13 protein-coding genes are annotated in these 19157 nt (G+C 59.9%); 12 read left to right on the forward strand and 1 reads right to left on the reverse strand.

Going from position 1 to position 19157, the window contains the following annotated elements; all coding sequences use genetic code 11:
* Positions 1–172 precede the first annotated feature (172 nt).
* The 11 genes from nuoE to IG168_RS19555 all read left to right on the forward strand — a co-directional run bounded on the left by nuoE (position 173) and on the right by IG168_RS19555 (position 12813).
* Complete coding sequence (gene nuoE / locus IG168_RS19505; protein ID WP_319024764.1) at positions 173–730, forward strand: NADH-quinone oxidoreductase subunit NuoE; 558 nt, start codon at positions 173–175, stop codon at positions 728–730.
* Positions 708–2009, forward strand: a complete 1302-nt coding sequence (gene nuoF, locus IG168_RS19510) for an NADH-quinone oxidoreductase subunit NuoF (RefSeq protein ID WP_193166283.1) — start codon at positions 708–710, stop codon at positions 2007–2009. Before nuoE ends, nuoF begins: the two co-directional genes overlap by 23 nt.
* Positions 2010–2061: 52 nt before the next feature.
* Entirely contained in the window at positions 2062–4905 is a 2844-nt protein-coding gene (gene nuoG, locus IG168_RS19515) for an NADH-quinone oxidoreductase subunit NuoG (RefSeq protein ID WP_193166284.1), read from the forward strand.
* Positions 4902–5855, forward strand: a complete 954-nt coding sequence (gene nuoH, locus IG168_RS19520) for an NADH-quinone oxidoreductase subunit NuoH (RefSeq protein WP_193166285.1) — start codon at positions 4902–4904, stop codon at positions 5853–5855. The genes nuoG and nuoH overlap by 4 nt, the downstream gene beginning before the upstream one ends.
* Positions 5856–5870: 15 nt before the next feature.
* A complete protein-coding gene (nuoI, locus tag IG168_RS19525; protein WP_226877162.1) occupies positions 5871–6389 on the forward strand; it encodes an NADH-quinone oxidoreductase subunit NuoI in 519 nt (172 codons plus the stop codon).
* Positions 6390–6458: 69 nt separating this feature from the next.
* Positions 6459–6983, forward strand: a complete 525-nt coding sequence (gene nuoJ, locus IG168_RS19530; protein ID WP_193166286.1) for an NADH-quinone oxidoreductase subunit J — start codon at positions 6459–6461, stop codon at positions 6981–6983.
* Entirely contained in the window at positions 6973–7296 is a 324-nt protein-coding gene (gene nuoK, locus IG168_RS19535) for an NADH-quinone oxidoreductase subunit NuoK (RefSeq protein ID WP_226877163.1), read from the forward strand. Before nuoJ ends, nuoK begins: the two co-directional genes overlap by 11 nt.
* 1 nt (position 7297) lies before the next feature.
* The gene (nuoL, locus tag IG168_RS19540; protein WP_193166287.1) at positions 7298–9145 is read left to right on the forward strand and encodes an NADH-quinone oxidoreductase subunit L; all 1848 of its coding nucleotides are present in this window, start codon (positions 7298–7300) and stop codon (positions 9143–9145) included.
* Entirely contained in the window at positions 9142–10740 is a 1599-nt protein-coding gene (gene nuoM / locus IG168_RS19545; protein WP_193166288.1) for an NADH-quinone oxidoreductase subunit M, read from the forward strand. Before nuoL ends, nuoM begins: the two co-directional genes overlap by 4 nt.
* The gene (locus tag IG168_RS19550; RefSeq protein ID WP_193166289.1) at positions 10737–12269 is read left to right on the forward strand and encodes an NADH-quinone oxidoreductase subunit N; all 1533 of its coding nucleotides are present in this window, start codon (positions 10737–10739) and stop codon (positions 12267–12269) included. The genes nuoM and IG168_RS19550 overlap by 4 nt, the downstream gene beginning before the upstream one ends.
* A gap of 85 nt (positions 12270–12354) precedes the next feature.
* Positions 12355–12813, forward strand: coding sequence for a hypothetical protein (locus IG168_RS19555; protein ID WP_193166290.1), 459 nt, complete (start codon positions 12355–12357; stop codon positions 12811–12813).
* 95 nt (positions 12814–12908) lie between these two features.
* Here the strand turns inward: IG168_RS19555 and IG168_RS19560 are convergent, their stop codons facing one another.
* Positions 12909–15404, reverse strand: a complete 2496-nt coding sequence (locus IG168_RS19560; protein WP_193166291.1) for a TonB-dependent receptor plug domain-containing protein — start codon at positions 15402–15404, stop codon at positions 12909–12911.
* 375 nt (positions 15405–15779) lie between these two features.
* Here IG168_RS19560 and IG168_RS19565 point away from each other — a divergent pair, with 375 nt between their 5' ends.
* On the forward strand, positions 15780–19136 hold the full coding sequence (locus IG168_RS19565) for a glycosyl hydrolase family 18 protein (protein ID WP_193166292.1): 3357 nt from the start codon (positions 15780–15782) through the stop codon (positions 19134–19136).
* Positions 19137–19157: the final 21 nt, after the last annotated feature.

Here is a 19157-nt window from a genome sequence, read left to right on the forward strand (position 1 = left end):
TCCAGGGCGCTTTCTCAGGCACATGCCGGTTGCCGTCCGACACGAAAGACACAGGAATCTGTGGCACCCGGAATGGATTTTACGGAGGAAATGCGGCGGTCTGCCGAAAATGCGCGCCGCCAACGGGGAACGCCCGCGCAGGTGATCGACAGGAGGGGACAAAGTGACCAGCATGATTGAACCGGAAGTCGTTGAATTGATGGAGCGAAGTAACAAGCACCCCAGCACAGCCGAAGCACAACTCACCGAAGCGGAAATCGAGGAGATAGAGCGCGAATTCTCCCGCTACGAAGACAAGGCGTCGGTCGGCTTGGAAGCACTGCGTATCGTCCAGAAGCATCGCGGCTGGATTTCTGATGAAACGCTGCGCGCCGTTTCCAATTTCCTGCAAATCCCCGTGGCCCAGCTGGAGAGTGTTGCCACTTACTTTCAACTCATTTTCCGGCAGCCGGTGGGCAAAGAGGTCATCCTCCTGTGTAAGAGCGCCAGCTGCTGGATTATGGGCTGTAGCCGCTTGCAACAGAAACTGCAGAACAAGCTGCAGATTGCACCCGGCCAGACAACTGCAGACGGTATTTTCACATTGTTGGAAACCCCCTGCCTGGGCGACTGCGACAAGGCTCCGGTCATGATGGTCGGGGAGGAAATGCATCGCAACCTCACCGACGAATCCATCGACAAAATCATCGAGAATAAGAAAGCCCACCATGCTGACCAATCCCCTGACTAAAAATATCGGTCCAGAGAATATCGCAGCCGATATCGAGCGCTACCGCGAAAGTGGTGGCTATCGCGGCTGGAGCAAGGCTTTGGAAATGGCGCCCGGCGATATTGTCAAAATGGTGCAGGATGGCGGCCTGCGCGGTCGCGGCGGCGCTGGTTTTAATACCGGCCTCAAGTGGAGTTTCGTGCCCCGCGGGGCCGACAGCCCATCGATCAAGTACCTGGTCTGCAATGCGGATGAGATGGAACCCGGCACCTTCAAGGATCGGCTGCTGATGGAACGCGATCCCCACCTGCTGATCGAGGGCATGGCCATCGCCGCCTACGCCATAGGCGCCCACACTGCCTACATTTTTATTCGCGGTGAATACCACTTGGCCGCCGAGCGCCTCGAGCAGGCAATCGACGAAGCGCGACAGGAGGGCCTGCTGGGTAACAGCATCCGCGGAACGGAATTCAGCCTGGAGATCTTCGTACACCGCAGTGCCGGCAACTATATCTGCGGGGAGGAGACCGCCCTCCTCAATGCCCTCGAGGGCAAGCGTGCGGTGCCCCGAGCGAAACCGCCGTTCCCCCAGGTCAGCGGCCTGTGGGGAAAGCCCACCGTCGTCAACAACGTCGAAACCCTGTGCAACATCCCCAACCTGATCGAGCACGGCATAGACTGGTATCGCAGCCTGGGCCGCGGCGAGGACGCGGGCAGCAAGCTGTTTGGCGTCAGCGGTCGCGTGAAGAACCCGGGCACCTGGGAACTGCCGATGGGCACACCGATTCGCGAAATCATCGAGCAGCACGCCGGCGGTATGTGCGACGGCTACCAGCTCAAGGGTTTTCTGCCTGGTGGTGGTTCCACCGATTTTCTCGGTCCGGATCATCTCGATCTGCCGATGGATTACGACGTCATCGGCAAGGCCGGTAGCCGCATGGGTACCGGCACCATCATCGTGCTCGACGACCACACCTGTCCGGTGGGACTGGTGCTCAACCTCACGCGCTTTTTTGCCCGCGAATCCTGCGGTTGGTGCACGCCGTGTCGGGACGGCCTGCCCTGGGCGGTGCAGATTCTCGAGCGCCTCGAAAATGGCGAGGGCGTGCCCGAAGACCTTGACTTGTTGCGCGAGCAGGCGCGCCGCATGGGTCCGGGCAATACCTTCTGCGCGCTGGCCCCCGGCGCCGCTGAACCGATCCAGAGTGCACTGAAACTATTTGAACAGGACTTTATCGACCACGTCATGCACGGCTGCTGCCCCTTTGAAAAGGTGGCAGAAGCCAGCGCGGCGGTGTGAATAACAGGAAGATGTAACCGGCACGAAAAAGCATAAACAGGAACGCGCGACCATGCCGAACATAACAATAGACGGCGAGCAATATGAAATAGAGGACGGGCAGAACCTGCTCAATGCCTGCCTATCCCTCGGCATCAACCTGCCCTATTTCTGCTGGCATCCGGCCATGGGGTCCGTGGGTGCCTGCCGTCAGTGCGCGGTAATCGAATACAAGGACTTTGAGGATCAACGCGGCAAACTCGTGATGGGTTGCATGACGCCGATCAAGGACGGCGGCATTTACAGTGTCAGCGCCGACAGCGCGCGGGAATTTCGCGGCGGTGTCATCGAGGACCTGATGACCAACCACCCCCATGATTGCCCGGTCTGCGAAGAAGGTGGCGAGTGCCACCTGCAGGATATGACCGAGATGTCCGGCCATACCCTGCGGCGCTATCGCGGTACCAAGCGCACCCATCGCAACCAGTATCTCGGCCCGTTTATCAATCACGAAATGAATCGCTGTATTGCCTGCTATCGCTGCACGCGCTTCTATCGCGAGTACGCCGGCGGTAGCGACCTGGCCGCACTGGGGCGCAATAACCAGGTCTACTTCGGGCGCGAGCAGGACGGCATGCTGGAGAGTGGCTTCAGCGGCAACCTGGTGGAGGTTTGCCCCACCGGCGTATTTACCGATAAGACTTTCAGTGAGCACTTCGTACGCAAGTGGGACCTGCAGACGGCACCGTCAATTTGCGAGCACTGCGCCGTGGGCTGCAACACCGCACCCGGCGCGCGGGAACCCGGCGATGGCGAAGACGCGATATTGCGACGGGTGACCAACCTGTTTAACCACGATATCAATGGCTATTTCCTCTGCGATCGCGGCCGCTTCGGTTACGACTACGTCAACAGCGAAGCGCGCATCAAAAATGTACTCGCCACCCGCACCCTGGAACTGATCGAAACCACCGCCGGCGAAAATGAGAAGATACACGGCGACATGGCGCCACGGGATGCCCTGCAGCAGTTTGCCGACACCATCACTGCCGCCCGCCGTGGGCGGCGCCGCCTGATTGGTATCGGTTCGCCGCGCAGTTCGCTGGAAAACAATTTCGCCCTGCGCCAGCTGGTGGGCGCTGAGCACTATTACGCCGGCCTCAATGCCCGGGACCTGCAACTGTTGCACCTGGTGGACCGCATCCAGCGGGATCCGCGACTATACAGCCCCACCACACCCCAGATCGAGAATGCCGATGCCGTGCTGGTTCTCGGTGAGGAAATCGAGCAGACGGCACCGCGTATCGCACTGGCTGTGCGGCAAGCCGCGCGCAACCGGCAAAAGCAACACGCCCAGCAGCTGAAGATCCCGCTGTGGCAGGACGCCTCGGTACGGCAGCTGGACGGCAGCCCCAGCCCCATACTGCTGGTCGGCGTCGATACTGCAGGACTCTGTGACATCGCCAGTGAGCACCTCCCCTGCACGGCAGAACAGACTGCAATGTTTGCTGCGGCAATCGCGTGCCGCCTGAGCGGTGACGACTCCGGCTCGCCCGACTTGCCCGAAGGACTGCTGGAACTCGCGGACAATGCCGCGCAGATACTCGCAGGCGCCGAACGGCCATTGATCATTTCCGGCTGCGGCAATCGCGACAAAGCGACACTGCACGGCGCTGCCGCCATCGCCACGGCGCTGGGCGAGCGGACCGAATCCCCCTGTGCGCTTTACCTCGCCTGCCCCGAAGTAAACAGCCTCGGCATAGCGCAACTGTTTGAACCGGGCACCGGCGATCTGGAACAGTTGGCGCAATCCCTGGAATCGGGCGAAGACACCGGGATGCCCGTGAGCGTGGTCATTCTGGAAAACGACCTCTATCGCCGCGCAGATGCGGAAACCGTCGAGCAGATACTCGCCGCGGACGAGGTCATACTCCTCGACAGCCTGCTGAACCAGACTGCGCGCCGCGCAGATCTGATTTTTCCCGCCGCGGCCACGGCGGAATCCCAGGGAAGCTACATCAACAGCAATGGCACGGCGCAGCGCTTTTACGCCGTGTACGAGGGCACCGGCTTTATTCAGGAAAGCTGGCGCTGGCTGAGCGATGCCGCCGGACTGTGCGGCGCGAAAGCGCCATCACTGACCGCACTGGCGAGCTGGCGCCACAGCACCGACCTGAGTGCGGCCATTGCCTGTGAATTCAGCCAGATGGCCAGTCTCGCCGATCTGGGTCCCGATGAGGATTACCGCATCGACGGCCTGAAAGTCGCGCGGCAGACGCACCGCTACAGCGGCCGCACCGCCATCCACGCCAAAGCGCATGTGGCCGAGCAGCCACCACACGCGGATCCCGACGCCCCCATGGCATTCAGCATGGAGGGTATTCAGAACGCCGGCGAAACCCCACTGGTGGCCAATATCTGGTCCCCGGGGTGGAATTCGAACCAGTCGATTCACAAATTCCAGCAGGAGGTCGGCGGGCCGCGCCGCCACGCTGACGGCACGGCCCGGCTGTTGCGCGAGCCGCAGGCAATGCCGAGCTGGCGCGCCCCCACCGGTTCCGCACCTCGGTCTCCGGCCGAACTCGAACTGGTGCCCCTCTACTGCCTGTATGGCTCAGACGAACTGAGCGCGCGGGCGAAGGCGATTGCCAGCGTGATCGACGAACCCTATGCGGTGCTGAGCGAACACGACGCATCTGAACGCGCCATTGCCGCCGGCGACAGCGTGGAAATTGAATTGCCGGAAGCGCATTTCCTCGTGCGCGCCCGCATTTCCACCGACCAGCCCCGCGGAACCCTGGGTGTGCCCTACGGCCTGCCGGGCCTCGAGGAGCTGGCAGCGTATCTGCCCGGTCGCGCAACGCTGAGCCGTCTCGCCCGGATATCGTCTACTGAAAGTGGAGGAACTGCGCAATGAGTGCCGTCTGGATTCCACTGGCCAATATTTTCGGCATCCTGATCGCAGCGGTACTGCTTGCGGCACTGTTGACCTGGGGTGAGCGGCGCCTGCTGGGCTTCTGGCAGGACAGGCCGGGCCCCAACCGCGTCGGCCCATTCGGCCTGCTGCAGGTGGTCGCAGACATGATCAAGCTGTTTTTCAAAGAGGACTTCGTGCCGCGATTTGCGGACATCCCGGTATTCGTCCTCGCCCCCACCGTGGTGATGGCCACCATGCTGCTCGGATTTGCCGTTATTCCGGTCGCACCGCAAATCGGCGTCATTGACCTGAATGTGGGCCTGCTGTTTTTCCTCGCCATGTCCTCCATCGCGGTCTACAGCGTGATGCTGGGCGGTTATGCCTCCAACAACAAATACGCTTTGCTGGGTGGCCTGCGCGCCGGAGCGCAAACGGTTTCTTACGAAGTGTTCATGGGGCTCAGCCTGATGGGCGTGGTAATGATGTCTGGCAGCTTCAACCTGCGCGAAATCGTCCAGGCCCAGACAGAGGGTTGGTTCATCATTCCCCAATTCGTCGGGTTCCTGGTGTTTTTCATTGCCGGTATCGCCGAAAGTCATCGCCTCCCGTTCGACTTGCCGGAAGCCGAACATGAGCTGACCGCTGGTTTCCATACCGAATATTCAGGCATGAAATTCGGCATGTTTTTTGTCGGTGAATACCTTTCCGTCATCCTGATCTCGTCGCTGATCACAACCCTGTTTCTCGGGGGCTGGCTCGGCCCGTGGCTGCCACCGGTGGTCTGGTTCTGCCTGAAAACCAGCTTTCTGGTCATGCTGTTCATTCTGATGCGCGCCGCACTGCCGCGGCCGCGTTACGACCAGCTGATGCAGTTCGGCTGGAAAGTGATGTTGCCGCTCGCACTCGCCAACCTGCTGCTGACCGGAGGGATATTACTGTGGAATCAATAGCGATGGAGGTTTGCCATGCTGGCTAGCCAACTGCGCAGTATGTGGCTGGTGTTCCGGCACCTGTTTACCCGCAACGCCACCGTACAGTACCCGGACGAGAAACCCTATCTGGCGCCGCGCTACCGCGGGCGTATCGTCCTGACCCGTGACCCTGACGGCGACGAGCGCTGCGTGGCCTGCAACCTGTGCGCCGTGGCCTGTCCGCCCGACTGTATTTCGCTACAGAAAACCGAGGACGAAGACGGACGCTGGCGCCCAGCGTATTTCCGCATCAATTTTTCCCGCTGCATCATGTGTGGCCTGTGTGAAGACGCCTGCCCGACTTATGCCATCCAGCTGACACCGGATTTCGAGATGTGCGAATACGACCGGCAGAACATGGTGTATGAAAAGGAAGACCTGCTGATCAGCGGGCCGGGAAAATATCACGACTACAGCTTTTACCGTGTGGCGGGCAAAGCCATCGACGGTAAGGACAAGGGGCAGGCTCAGAAGGAAGCACCGCCGATCGATGTAAAAAGCCTGAATCTCTGAATGCGGGCAATCCGCCACTGGCGGACGCCCATACAGAGTCATCGGACAATAACGGAAAAAATACTCGCGATGAACACCGTCTTCTACCTCACCGCCACCATCGCCGTACTCGCCACGGCTATGGTTATCTTCAGCCGCAATGCGGTCCATGCATTGCTGTACCTGATTATTTCCCTGCTGGCGACGGCCATTATTTTTTACCTGCTCGGTGCACCTTTCGCGGCCGCCCTGGAAGTGATTGTCTACGCCGGTGCCATCATGGTGCTGATGGTGTTCGTCATCATGATGCTCAACCAGGGCGATGCTGCAGTACAGCAGGAGAGCCAGTGGCTGCAGCCAAAAAGCTGGTTCGGCCCCGCCGTTCTCGCTGCCGTTCTACTGCTGCAATTAATCCTGCTGCTCGATAGCGAAGCCGCTGCGAATACTCAGGGCGCCCATGCGGTTGGAGCGCGGGAAGTGGGTATCGCCCTGTTCAGCCGTTACGTACTCGCGGTGGAGCTGGCTTCCATGTTGCTCATGGCCGGCCTGGTCGGTGCATTCCACCTGGCCCGCGGCAAACACACCAAATCAGCGGAGCGCGACCATGCCATTTGATTCCCTGTCCGGCAATATTCTGCAACCGGGGCTGACGCTGGCAGCGGCGCTGTTCTGCCTCGGCCTCGCCGGCCTGCTGGTCCGCCGCAATATCATTTTCATGCTGATGTGCCTGGAAATCTGCACCAATGCCGCGGCTATCGCCTTCGTGGTAGCGGGCGCGCACTGGGGCAGCGCAGATGGGCAAGTCATGTTCGTCTTCGTGATCACCCTGGCCGCGGCCGAAGTCGCCATTGCCCTGGCCCTGGTACTGCAGCTCTATCGCCGCCAACACACGGTGGACATCGATCAACTGAACGGATTGCGAGGTTGATATGGTCGTTTCCCCAGGCTGGGTTCCCCTACTACCGCTGCTCGGCTTCCTGACGCTGATCGCGATACCGCTGTTCAGTCGCCGGGAACCGCCGGAGAAAGTCACGGCACTGATCGGCGTCGGCAGCGTCGGACTCGCGGCACTCGCCGCTGCAGTCATCGCCGCAACACAGTTCGCCGGTGCGCCCGGTGCCGCCGTGAATATTTCGTTCTGGTCGTGGATGCAGGTGAACGGACTGTCACTGGACTTCGGTTTCCATCTCGACTGGCTGACCGTGGTCATGCTGCTGATCATCACCGGCGTCGGCTTCCTGATTCACTGGTATTCCGCGGGCTATATGCGCGGCGATGACGGATACCGCCGCTATTTTGCCTACCTCAACCTGTTTGTCTGTGCGATGTTGTTGCTGGTGCTGGCCGACAACCTGGTGCTGCTCTACCTCGGCTGGGAGGGTGTCGGCCTTTGCAGTTACCTGCTGATTGGCTTCTGGTACCGGAATCCGCAGAACGGCGCCGCCGCACGCAAGGCATTTATCGTTACGCGCGTCGGCGATACCGCCATGGCCATCGGCCTGTTCCTGTTGTTCAGGGAATACGCCACACTCAATATCCGTGAACTGCTGGATCAAACCCAGGCCGCTGCCGCCAATGATCCGACCATCACCCTGGCCGCGCTCCTGCTACTGGGCGGTGCCGTGGGCAAGTCGGCACAACTGCCGCTGCAGACCTGGTTGCCGGATGCCATGGCCGGCCCCACGCCGGTCAGCGCGTTGATTCATGCTGCCACCATGGTGACCGCCGGTGTCTATCTGATCGCGCGGCTGCACCCGCTGTTCGCGCTGTCGAACACCGCGATGAGCGCCGTCGCCTGTGTCGGTGCGCTAACGCTGCTGATCGCCGGTTGCAGCGCGCTGGTACAGTCGGATATCAAACGTGTGCTGGCCTATTCCACCATCAGCCAGATCGGCTATATGTTTCTGGCGCTGGGAGTCGGCGCCTGGTCCGGTGCCATCTTTCACCTGATGACCCACGCCTTTTTCAAGGCGCTTCTGTTCCTCTCGGCGGGCTCCGTGATCTTGAGCCTGCATCACGAGCAGAATATTTTTGCCATGGGCGGGTTGCGCAGGAAAATTCCACTGACGTTTATCTGCTTCACCATCGGCTGTGCCTGCCTTGCAGCGCTACCGTTGACCTCTGGATTTTTCAGCAAGGATGAGATCCTGCTGCACGCCTGGCAGGCCTATGCCGGGTTCAACGGCTTCTGGCTGGCGGGCATTATCGGTGCGTTGATCACCGGGCTGTACAGTTTTCGGCTCCTGTTCCTGGTGTTTTTTGGGTCCGAGGGGTCCGCCAGCGCACACTGCAAGGACGCCAATACCCGCGGAATGACCTTCCCACTACTGTTTCTGTCTGCGCTCGCGCTACTGGGGGGCATGCTGGCACCGCCTTTACAGGCCGTTTTCGCAGAAAGTGGGGAAGCGACACATCCACCATTCTGGGTGGAGGCCATCGCCGTCGCCATGCCGCTGGCAGGTCTCGCTATAGCAGCTTGGCTGTACCTCTTGCGCGAACACCCCCACGACGCGGGGCAGCCGTCAACGCTGGCGCGATTCTGGTACGCCGGCTGGGGATTTGACTGGCTTTACGATCACGCACTGGTGCGCCCCTTCCTGGCGTTGTCGCGTGTCAATCGCAATGACGTCATCGACAAAATTTATCGCGGTGCTGCGGTGGCCAGCCGCGAACTGCACCTGCTGGTTTCCACAACGCAGAACGGGCAGGTGCGCTGGTATATGGCCACGCTCGCGGCCGGCACCATTCTGTTCCTCGCGCTACTGGTGGCTCTATGACGTTACTCGCGATTATTGCGGTACTGTTTCTGGGCGGTATTCTCGCCTGGCTGGCAGAACACTTTTACGGGCGCGGAAGCCGGTGGATTTCCCTGCTGACCTTGCTGTTGGCTGCGGTATGCCTCAATAGCTACACGCCGGAAATGCACGACGGCGTCACGTTTACCGGAGCGCCAAAATGGTGGGACAGCCTCACCCTCGCGTGGATACCGCGCTTCGGTATCCACTTCAGCCTGGCCATCGACGGACTCAGCTTCCTGCTACTGACGCTAACCCTCGCCATGGGCCTTTTTGGACTCGCAATTACCTGGCGGGACATTAAATTTCGCCGCGGCTTTTTCTATTTCAATTATCTGTGGACGCTTGCCGGTGTCGTGGGCGTCTTCACCGCTACCGACCTGTTCCTGTTTTTCTTTTTCTGGGAAGTGATGCTGATCCCCATGCTGTTTCTGATTGCAGTCTGGGGTTACGAGGGCAGGCTCTACGCCGCTATCAAGTTTTTTATTTTCACCCAGGCCAGCAGCCTGCTGATGCTGATGGCGATAGTGGCACTGGTCTACCTGCACTATAACAACACCGGCCAGGTCACCTTCGATTACGAGGCCCTGCTCGGTGCAGAGCTGCCCGCAGGGATCGCCTACTGGTTGATGCTCGGTTTTTTCATTGCTTTCGCCGTGAAGTTGCCATCGCTGCCCTTCCATCCCTGGCTCCCCGACGCGCACACCCAGGCACCGACTGCGGGCAGTATCCTGCTCGCCGCGATCCTGCTGAAAACCGGTGCCTACGGCCTGCTGCGCTTTACTCTGCCGCTATTCCCCGATGCTTCGATCGCGTTTGCCCCTGTGGCCATGGCGCTGGGCGCGGCCAGTATCATTTATGGTGCCGTGCTCGCCTTCGGCCAACGGGACATGAAACGGCTGGTGGCCTACTCCAGCGTCAGCCATATGGGCTTTGTCCTGCTGGGACTCTACGCCCTGAACACTGTCGCCATACAGGGCGCGGTCATGCAGATGATCGCCCACGGACTGAGTACCGCGGCGCTGTTCGCTATCGTCGGCGCCCTGCAGCACCGACTGCATACCCGCGACATGACGCAGATGGGCGGGCTGTGGAGCGAGCTGCCCAGACTGTCCGCGGTCGCCCTCTTCTTTGCCGTTGCCACGCTGGGATTGCCCGGCCTGGGTAACTTTATTGCGGAATTCCTGGTGCTGCTCGGCAGCTTTGGCAGTGATCGCTGGATCACCGCAATCGCCGCGATTGGAATTATCGGCGCTGCACTCTACGCGCTGTTGATGATGCAACGGGTATTTTTCGGGCTTCGCCGACAGGTGGAGGAAACGCCCAAGTCATCGGCCGGTGCACTGGACCTGAACCTACGCGAAACACTAGCACTACTCTCGCTCGCCGTGGCACTGGTTGTGCTCGGCCTGCGTCCCCAGGGAGTTTTCAACACTGCGCAGCCGGCCATCGCCGACGTCGTCAAGCGCATCGAATCCGCGAGTGTTGCCCGCAGTAAGACATCCGCCGGCGCTGCCGCGACTGACATCGCTGCGGGCTGGCCGCAAGCCGAGCAGAGACAGGGAGACAAGCCATGAGCGCACGGGAACTATACGCCATACTGCCCCTGCTGGTGCTGACTGCGGGTATCGCGCTGCTGATGCTGCAGGTGTCCTATCTGCGCAGCCACCGCGCGGCGCTGGTCACGACGCTGGCAATTATCGCGGCGACAATTTACGGCTGCTTCCGTGTGGTGGCGATGTTGTCACAAGACGTGAGTTCCATCGCGGTGACCTCGCTGTTACTGGTGGATCGCGCTGGCCTGTTTATCTGCCTGTTGCTGCTATTGGCTGCCGTGGCTGTCGCCGTACTCGGTTTCAACTATCTTCGCCAGCGCTGCCTGAAGGTCGAGGGCGCCGCCAGTTATCCGGAGGAATTCTATATCCTGCTGTTGCTGGTCATGCTCGGTGCCTGCACCCTGACATTCGCCAGCCATTTCGCCAGCTTTTTTCTCGCCCTGGAATTGATCAGCCTGGCACTCTACCCAATGCTCGGTTTCGCCGTGATTGGCGAACGCTCACCGCGACGCGACCAGATGCAATCACTGGAATCCGGTATCAAGTACCTGCTGCTGTCCGGACTCTCGACTGTGCTGGGGCTGTTCGGTATCGCCGTCATCTATGCCGCCTGCGGGGCACTGGACTTCGACGGGGTCGCCGCGGCTCTCGCCAGTGGCATGCCGTCACTGATGCTGGTGGGGCTTACGCTGCTGATGACTGGCCTCGCCTTCAAGCTCTCACTGGTGCCATTCCATATCTGGACGCCCGACGTTTACCAGGGCGCACCCACACCGGTGACAGCACTGATCGCCACCATCGGCAAGGGCGCAGTTGTCGCCCTGTTACTGCGCCTCTTTGCACAACTAAATCTGTTTCAGATCCCGTTGCTCAATACGCTGCTGGCGATAATGGCAGTGGCCAGCATGCTCATCGGCAACCTGCTGGCGCTGATGCAGAACAACATCAAGCGGCTGCTGGCCTATTCATCTATTGCCCATATTGGCTACTTGATTGTCGCCTTCCTGATCGGCAGCAGCGCTTTCGGCAGTGAGGCAGTAATCTATTACCTGGTTGCCTATGTAGTGACGACGCTCGGAGCCTTCGCAGTTATCAGCCTGATCGCTGACGACGCCCTGGCGGCGACACCGGGTGGCACGCAGCCGATCGGCGACAGCGCCAGCGATCCCTTCCAGCGCGATTACTATCGCGGGCTTTTCTGGCGCTCCCCATGGCTCGCTTGCTGCCTGGCAGCGATGCTGTTGTCTCTGGCGGGCATTCCACTCACCATCGGCTTTATCGGCAAGTTTTATATTTTCGCTGCCGGCGTTCAGGGCCAGCTGTGGCTGCTGCTGGCAGCGGTGGTCATCGGCAGCGCGCTGGGCCTTTACTACTATCTGGGATTGCTGTTGACCCTGGTGCAACGGGAGACCACAGAGGTATCAGAGGCGCCGGGTGGCGGGATACAGATTGCCGCTTCTGGTCACGCCGTGCTGATTATTCTGACTATCGCACTGCTGGGCTTTGGGGTTTTCCCACAGGTCTTGATCAATTGGATAAATACACTATAAACATAAAGAGGGCGAAGATTGACGAGACGACACACATGTTTTCCCGCGCCGACATAAAGCTACAAAAATTTCCAAAGGCAAGCCTATGAAAACCTTCAAACAAGCCTATGAAGTGCTGAAGGACGCCGAAAAATTCCACCTGGAAATGGCGAATCTATATGAGGAGTTGCTGGCAAAATCCACCGACAACCGCACCCAGCTGCTCCTCAAACACATGCTTGAACATGAACAGCGCATGGCGAGAAACCTGGCCAATTACAACGAAGTAGCCAAGCACAAGGTGATGCAGACATGGCTGCAATATACCCACGAGGAGTCCGCCAGCGACTTTATCCGTAACCTCAATCTCAGTGACCCGCCCACGATCAAAGAGATCAATAATATGGGGCGCGAAGTGGATCGCTATTTTTCCGACCTGTACCAGGCCGTCTATGGCGCCATTGAATCCGCGGAAGTCAAAGAGGTATTTGAAGACCTGAAGCAGATTCAGGACAAAGAGCGCATTACGCTATCGATGGCCACCAATTCTCTCTGGGATATGTAATCTCCCTTTGCCACTAAAACGAAACCCCGCTGTTTCCAGCGGGGTTTCTTTTGGGGAATCCTATCCCCTCAACCTATCTAAAAGTCAGTCAGCAATCAGAAGGTATAGTTGGCCCGCAGGTAGTAGAGCGCGCCGTTGAATCCCATCGGCGAGGTCACCGGGTATTCCGCACCCGCAATGCCCGCCCACGGGTTCTCGTCCGGATAGTTGTCCAGCAGGTTCTGTGCCCCCGCAATCAGCGACAGAGATTCACTGATGTTGTAGGCGCCCTCGACATCCAGGGTCCACTCTGCGCCGCCGTCAATCGGCAGGGTGCCGTCATCCAGGTGCGCCTCCCAGTAGCTGCCGTAGTAGTTCACCCGCAGCAGGCTGCGCCAGTTATCACCATAGTGTTTCAGGGTCGCATTGGCGCGGGTGTGCGGCAGGCTGTCTTCCAGCTGTCGGATGCGCAGGTCGTCCATGGTTGCCGGGTTGTACTCGGTCACTTCGGTATCGGTCCAGTTCATCGCGAAGCTCAGGTCGGTGCTATCCGCCAGCGGATAGGTCGCCACCAGGTCGACACCCTGGGTCTCGGTGTCGAAGTCGTTGGTATAGAAACGGAAGGAAACCAAAGAGTCCGCCCCGCTGATGCCATCGGCAACCAGTTGCGCGCGCTCGGCATCAGACAGCGACTGGTCCGCGGACTGGGTAATGCGATCGGAAACCGCGATCTGGAAGTAATCGAGGGTCACCTCCCAACCGCCGGCATTGACGATGGTGCCGAGGGTGAAACTTTCCGACTCCTCCGGTTGCAGCTGTTCGCCACCTTTGAGTTCAGCGATCGGGTTTGTCGGCGGAATGGTGCCGCGATTGATCAACTCACCGTCGGTAAACACGGTCGATACGTTGGTGATATTCGACTGCCCCGGTGTCGGCGCGCGGAATCCAGTGCTGACCGTTGAGCGGAAGGCCAGCATATCGTTGACGGTGTAGTGGCCCGACAATTTGAAATTGGAAGTGCTGCCGAAATCGGAGAAGTCCTCCCAGCGCAGTGCTGCCCCCAGTCGCAGTTTCTCGGTGACCTCCAACTCCAGATCGGTATAGAGCGCGATATTATCGCGGTCGAAAGTGCCCGCCACCTGCGGGCCGAATCCGGGGAAGCCATTGGAGCCGATCGAGAAGCCCTGCTCCACCAGCGGACCAACTTCCCAGGAAGCCCGATCACCCATCTGCGCTTCGAATTCTTCCTGGCGCCATTCAAAACCGCCGGCCAGGTACAGCGGCTTGCCCGCCAGCTCGGATGTCTTGGTCAGGTCGATATTGAAATTGGTTTCGTTCTGGATGTAGGTACCGGGATTGAATTTCGTCGGCGTATCCGGTCCCAGTGTCGCATTAACGGTGTTGTAGATGAAGAAATCCACCTGGTTGTGACCGGTGCTGGCACTGACATCGTAGCCAATGCCACCGGGCATTTCACCGCGCACGCCAAAGACTGCGGAATAGTCCTCCACGTCACCGCCGAAGCGCGGGGTGAAGCCACCGGGAAAAATTTCCTGGAAGGAGAAACACTCAGCACTGTCCAGGGCGTCCGCATGGGTAAAGCCCGCGCAGTTGTCGAGGCCGTTACTGGGATCCAGGTCGGCAATCAGCGGGTTACCGTCGCCATCGGCGTAGACCGCTGCGCGGGTTTCCGGGTTGCGGAAATAGAAACCGCCATCCACGGTGCGGCTGGCGTAGTTACCGAAGGCATAGAGCTCTGCGACAGAGGACAATTCGAGGGCACTGTTGATAAACAGTTTGGTATCGTCATTCACCTCTGGCTGCCCCCAGATCTGGGCCGGGTCGGCTACCGCCGTATTACCGGCCGCGATAAGGCCAGCGGCGTCGTCGCGTTGCACGCTGCGACTGGTGGGATCCTGCTGACGGAACTCCAGACTGATATTGGCAAAGCCGGAATCGGTCAACGGCAGGCCGATATTCGCCGCAACCTGGCTCTGGTCGCCGTCGCCCGCTGCCGTACTCGCGTACTTCACTTCTGCCGAGCCGCCCTCATCGGCGTCTTTCAACTGGAAGTTCATGACGCCGGCAATAGCATCCGAGCCGTACTGGGCGGCAGCGCCGTCCCGCAGTACTTCTACTTTTTTCAGGGCGATGGCGGGAATTACGGAGATATCCGGGCCCTGGGAGCCATCGGAAATGCCACCGCCGAGAAAGGAGATCACCGCGGCGCGATGACGACGCTTGCCGTTCACCAGCACCAGCGTGTGGTCGGGGGCCAGGCCACGCAGGTTGGCCGGGCGCACGATGGTCGCGGCGTCGCTGATGGGCTGGGTGTTGACGTTGTAGGACGGCACCACGTTGCGCAGCAGGTTGCTCACATCGCCATCGCCCTGATTGACGAACTCGTCGCCGCTGACAATATCCACTGGTGCGGCGGAATCCGTGGCGGTGCGCCCTTCGACCCGCGTGCCGATGGTCACCACCTCCTCGATTGTCTTATCTTGGCTGGTCTCATCTTGGCTGAAGGCCGGGCTGGCAGCCCCGGCAATTGCAATGGCCAGCAGTGACGGCACTGCTGTGGCATTGACCCAACGCTTGTTGCTATCAGACATAAAATACCCTTGTGCTTTTTGTAATTCGATAGTCGACGCCCCGGTAAACCGTTCTCGCTACTTCCTGGGCGAAGCAATGACATCTATTGCAAAAAGCGTGACAGAATTTAAATGCGGAGAACAAAGCTGAGAACAAGTGCGCACACCTGCAGCCAAAACCATCCAAAGTAAGCAAAAATCCTCGATCAACCAGTCATAAATAACAAATTCCCGGCCGCGTGACTGGCAGGAATTTCACCCTTGATTGCCGCTTTATGACAAAAGCGCATTGCCTCCAACGCGGGCGACTGTTATTTTGACAGCGATGTCATTTTGCCGGTGCCGAAGTCTGTGCGCCTTCGATGTATAAAAATAACGACCGCAAGGTGAAAGAAGATGAACAAGCAACTCGCGCTCGGCGCCCTCGCCGCAGCCCTGCTCGGTGCGGGCCACGCCTACGCCGTGGACTGCACCAGCCTCGAAACCTGGAATGCCTCAACCGCCTACAGCGGGGGCGCCCAGGTGCAGTACAACGGCAATGCCTACGAGGCCAACTGGTGGACCCAGAACCAGAATCCCGAACAGTATTCCGGCCAATATCAGGAATGGACCCTTTATGGTGCATGTGAAGATCAGGACGCACCGCCGCAGGGCTCGATTACCAACCCCACCGCCGGATCTGTTTTTAGCGAAAATGACAACGTTGTCATCTCGGCAAGTGCGAGCGATGACAGCGCCGTGGCCGAGGTCGAGTTCTATGTCGACGGCACTTCCATCGGCACGGATACCGGCGCTCCCTGGCAGATAGATTGGATCGCGGTGGCCGGCAGCAGCACCATTTTCGCGCACATCAGAGACGACGCTGGCCAGGAAACCACAACGGCTGAAGTCCCGATTAGCGTCAATGCCTCCGGTCCGGTGGCTCCACAGGTCACACTGACCTCCCCGGCAGATGGAGCCCAGTTCACAACCGGTGATGCGATCGCCCTGAGTGCCGACGCGAGTGATGCGGACGGGGCAATCGCCAGCGTTGAATTCTTCGTCGACGGCAACAGTGTCGGTACCGACGCCACTGCCCCCTACAGCGTCAACTGGAACACAACCGTCGGCGCCCACACGGTGTACAGTATCGCCACCGACAGCGACACACAGACGGCGCAATCCGCCGGCGCCACTATCTCCGTATCCGACCCCAACGATCCACCGACCGTCACCCTCGACAGTCCGGCCGACGGCAGCACCTACGATGAGGGTGTCAGTGTCGAGCTGACCGCCAGTGCCGCAGATGCAGACGGGTCTGTGGATCACGTGGAATTCTATGTGGGTGGAATCAAGGTGGGTGAAGACAGCAGCGCGCCCTTTAGCGTGAACTGGACCACCGAGGCCGGCACCCAGGCAGTGTTTGCCCGCGCTTTCGACAATGCCGGCGCGTCTGCAGATTCGGTTAGCGTATCCATTACCGTCAACGGCCAGCCGGTAACCGGCGACTTCCCCTGCCGTCCCGACGGTCTCTTTACCACCCCGGGCACCCATCCGAACTACTGCGATATCTACACCGCCGATGGCCATGAGAAAATGGGCGCGGATCACCCGCGGCGCATCATCGGCTACTTCACCAGCTGGCGTAATGGCGCCAATGGCCAACCCAGCTACCTGGTGAAAGATATCCCCTGGGGCAAGGTCACCCATATCAATTATGCCTTCGCTCATGTCGACAGCGATTACACCGTGTCCGTCGGCAACACCAGCGATCCGGCCAATGCCGCCACCGGGATGGAGTGGCCCGGTGTGACCGGTGCCGAAATCGATCCGGACTTCGCCTACAAGGGTCACTTCAACCAGCTGTCCAAGTTCAAGAAGCAGTACCCGAACGTGAAGACCCTGGTCTCCATCGGCGGCTGGGCGGAAACCGGCGGCCACTTTGACGACTACGGCAACCGCGTCGCCGATGGTGGCTTCTACACCATGACCACCAACAGCGATGGCAGTATCAATGAAACCGGAATAGAAACCTTCGCCGACTCCGCGGTGGCGTTTATCCGCCAGTATGGTTTCGACGGTGTGGATATCGATTACGAATACCCCACCTCGATGAACGATGCCGGCAACCCGCTGGACTTCGGCACATCCAATGCCCGCCGCGCCTACCTGATGGATTCCTACGTGGAACTGATGCGGGTGCTGCGCGAGAAACTGGACGCAGCCAGTGAGCAGGACAACACCCAGTACATGCTCACCATCGCCTCGCCCTCCTCCGGCTACCTGTTGCGCGGCATGGAGACGATGCAGGTCACCCAGTACCTGGATTACGTCAACATCATGACCTACGACCTGCACGGCGCCTGGAACGAATACGTGGGCCACAACTCCGCGCTGTTCGACAACGGTGAGGATCCGGAGCTGGCCGCAGCCAACGTCTACGGCACTTCCCAGTACGGTGGCATCGGCTACCTGAATATCGACTGGGCGGTTAAGTACTTCCGCGGCTCCATGTCCCCCGGCCGCATCAATGTGGGTATCCCCTATTACACCCGCGGCTGGCAGGGCGTGAGCGGCGGCACCTACGGTCTCGGCGGCAGCGCCCCGCTGCCGACACAGTCCGATTGTCCCGAGGGCACCGGCGGCGCGTCGGACTGCGGCAATGGCGCCGTGGGCATCGACAACCTCTGGCACGACCTGGATACCAGCGGCAACGAGATGGGCGCGGGCTCCAACCCCATGTGGCATGCCAAGAACCTGGAAAACGGCATCCTCGGCAGCTACCTGGCCGACTACGGCCTGGATCCGGATAACACACCACAGGATCAACTGGTGGGCACATACACACGCCACTACGACAGTGTTTCCGAGGCACCCTGGCTGTGGAACGACAGCAAGAAGGTCTTCATCTCCACTGAGGACGAAGAGTCCATGGCTGCCAAGGTGCAGTATGTCGCGGACCAGGGTATCGGCGGCGTCATGTTCTGGGAATTGGCCGGCGACTACACCTGGGACGCGAGCCGCGGCGACAGCGGCGAGTACTACATGGGTGCCACGCTGACCAGCATCGCCTACGACACCTTCAAGGCCGCCAGCGACTATCGCGAATTGCGCAGCGACAGGCCGGTACCCAGTGAAGCGGTGGACATCCAGATGACGGTGGACGGGTTCAAACTGGGTGACCAGAATTACCCGCTCAACCCGAAATTGACCATCACCAACAACTCCGGCACCGATATTCCCGGCGGCACCGTATTTGAGTTCGATATGCCGACCTCTACCTCCGACACCATCACCGACCAGAGCGGCGCGGGACTGGAAGTCATTGAAAGCGGAGCCAACGTCGGCGGCGGCAACGTGGGGGGCGCACAACACGAATTCCATCGCGTGCGCTTCACGCTGCCCGAGTGGCAGAGCCTCGCCGACGGAGCCAGCTGGGACCTGACCCTGAATTACTACCTGCCGGTCTCCGGCCCCCAGGCCTACAGCGCCACCATTAACGGCACTACTTATTCCCTGGCTTTTGAACACCCTGAATTGCCCCTGGCAGATCTGTCCAGTGGTGGCGGTAGCACCGGAGGAGGCTCCAGTTGCTCCGCCGCCGGTGTGGATACCAGTGGCCTGGTGACCTATCCACAGTGGCCCGCCGGCGACCACGCCGACGGCGGCCAGCAGATTATTTACGACGGCAGTGTGTACCAAGCCAACTGGTGGACTAACTCGGTACCGGGCACCGCCGATGGCAGCTGGGACTTTGTCTGCACCGTGGATTGATCGTTGGCAGCCCTGCAGGAG

It is taken from the genome of Microbulbifer hainanensis (assembly GCF_014904735.1).
GTDB classification, from domain to species: Bacteria; Pseudomonadota; Gammaproteobacteria; order Pseudomonadales; family Cellvibrionaceae; genus Microbulbifer; species Microbulbifer hainanensis.

Bases quoted from the DNA above. Each gene is read 5' to 3' on its own strand.
- nuoE (WP_319024764.1), top strand. From the start codon at position 173: ATGATTGAACCGGAAGTCGTTGAATTGATGGAGCGAAGTAACAAGCAC.
- nuoF (WP_193166283.1), top strand. From the start codon at position 708: ATGCTGACCAATCCCCTGACTAAAAATATCGGTCCAGAGAATATCGCA.
- nuoG (WP_193166284.1), top strand. From the start codon at position 2,062: ATGCCGAACATAACAATAGACGGCGAGCAATATGAAATAGAGGACGGG.
- nuoH (WP_193166285.1), top strand. From the start codon at position 4,902: ATGAGTGCCGTCTGGATTCCACTGGCCAATATTTTCGGCATCCTGATC.
- nuoI (WP_226877162.1), top strand. From the start codon at position 5,871: ATGCTGGCTAGCCAACTGCGCAGTATGTGGCTGGTGTTCCGGCACCTG.
- nuoJ (WP_193166286.1), top strand. From the start codon at position 6,459: ATGAACACCGTCTTCTACCTCACCGCCACCATCGCCGTACTCGCCACG.
- nuoK (WP_226877163.1), top strand. From the start codon at position 6,973: ATGCCATTTGATTCCCTGTCCGGCAATATTCTGCAACCGGGGCTGACG.
- nuoL (WP_193166287.1), top strand. From the start codon at position 7,298: ATGGTCGTTTCCCCAGGCTGGGTTCCCCTACTACCGCTGCTCGGCTTC.
- nuoM (WP_193166288.1), top strand. From the start codon at position 9,142: ATGACGTTACTCGCGATTATTGCGGTACTGTTTCTGGGCGGTATTCTC.
- IG168_RS19550 (WP_193166289.1), top strand. From the start codon at position 10,737: ATGAGCGCACGGGAACTATACGCCATACTGCCCCTGCTGGTGCTGACT.
- IG168_RS19555 (WP_193166290.1), top strand. From the start codon at position 12,355: ATGAAAACCTTCAAACAAGCCTATGAAGTGCTGAAGGACGCCGAAAAA.
- IG168_RS19560 (WP_193166291.1), bottom strand. From the start codon at position 15,404: ATGTCTGATAGCAACAAGCGTTGGGTCAATGCCACAGCAGTGCCGTCA.
- IG168_RS19565 (WP_193166292.1), top strand. From the start codon at position 15,780: ATGAACAAGCAACTCGCGCTCGGCGCCCTCGCCGCAGCCCTGCTCGGT.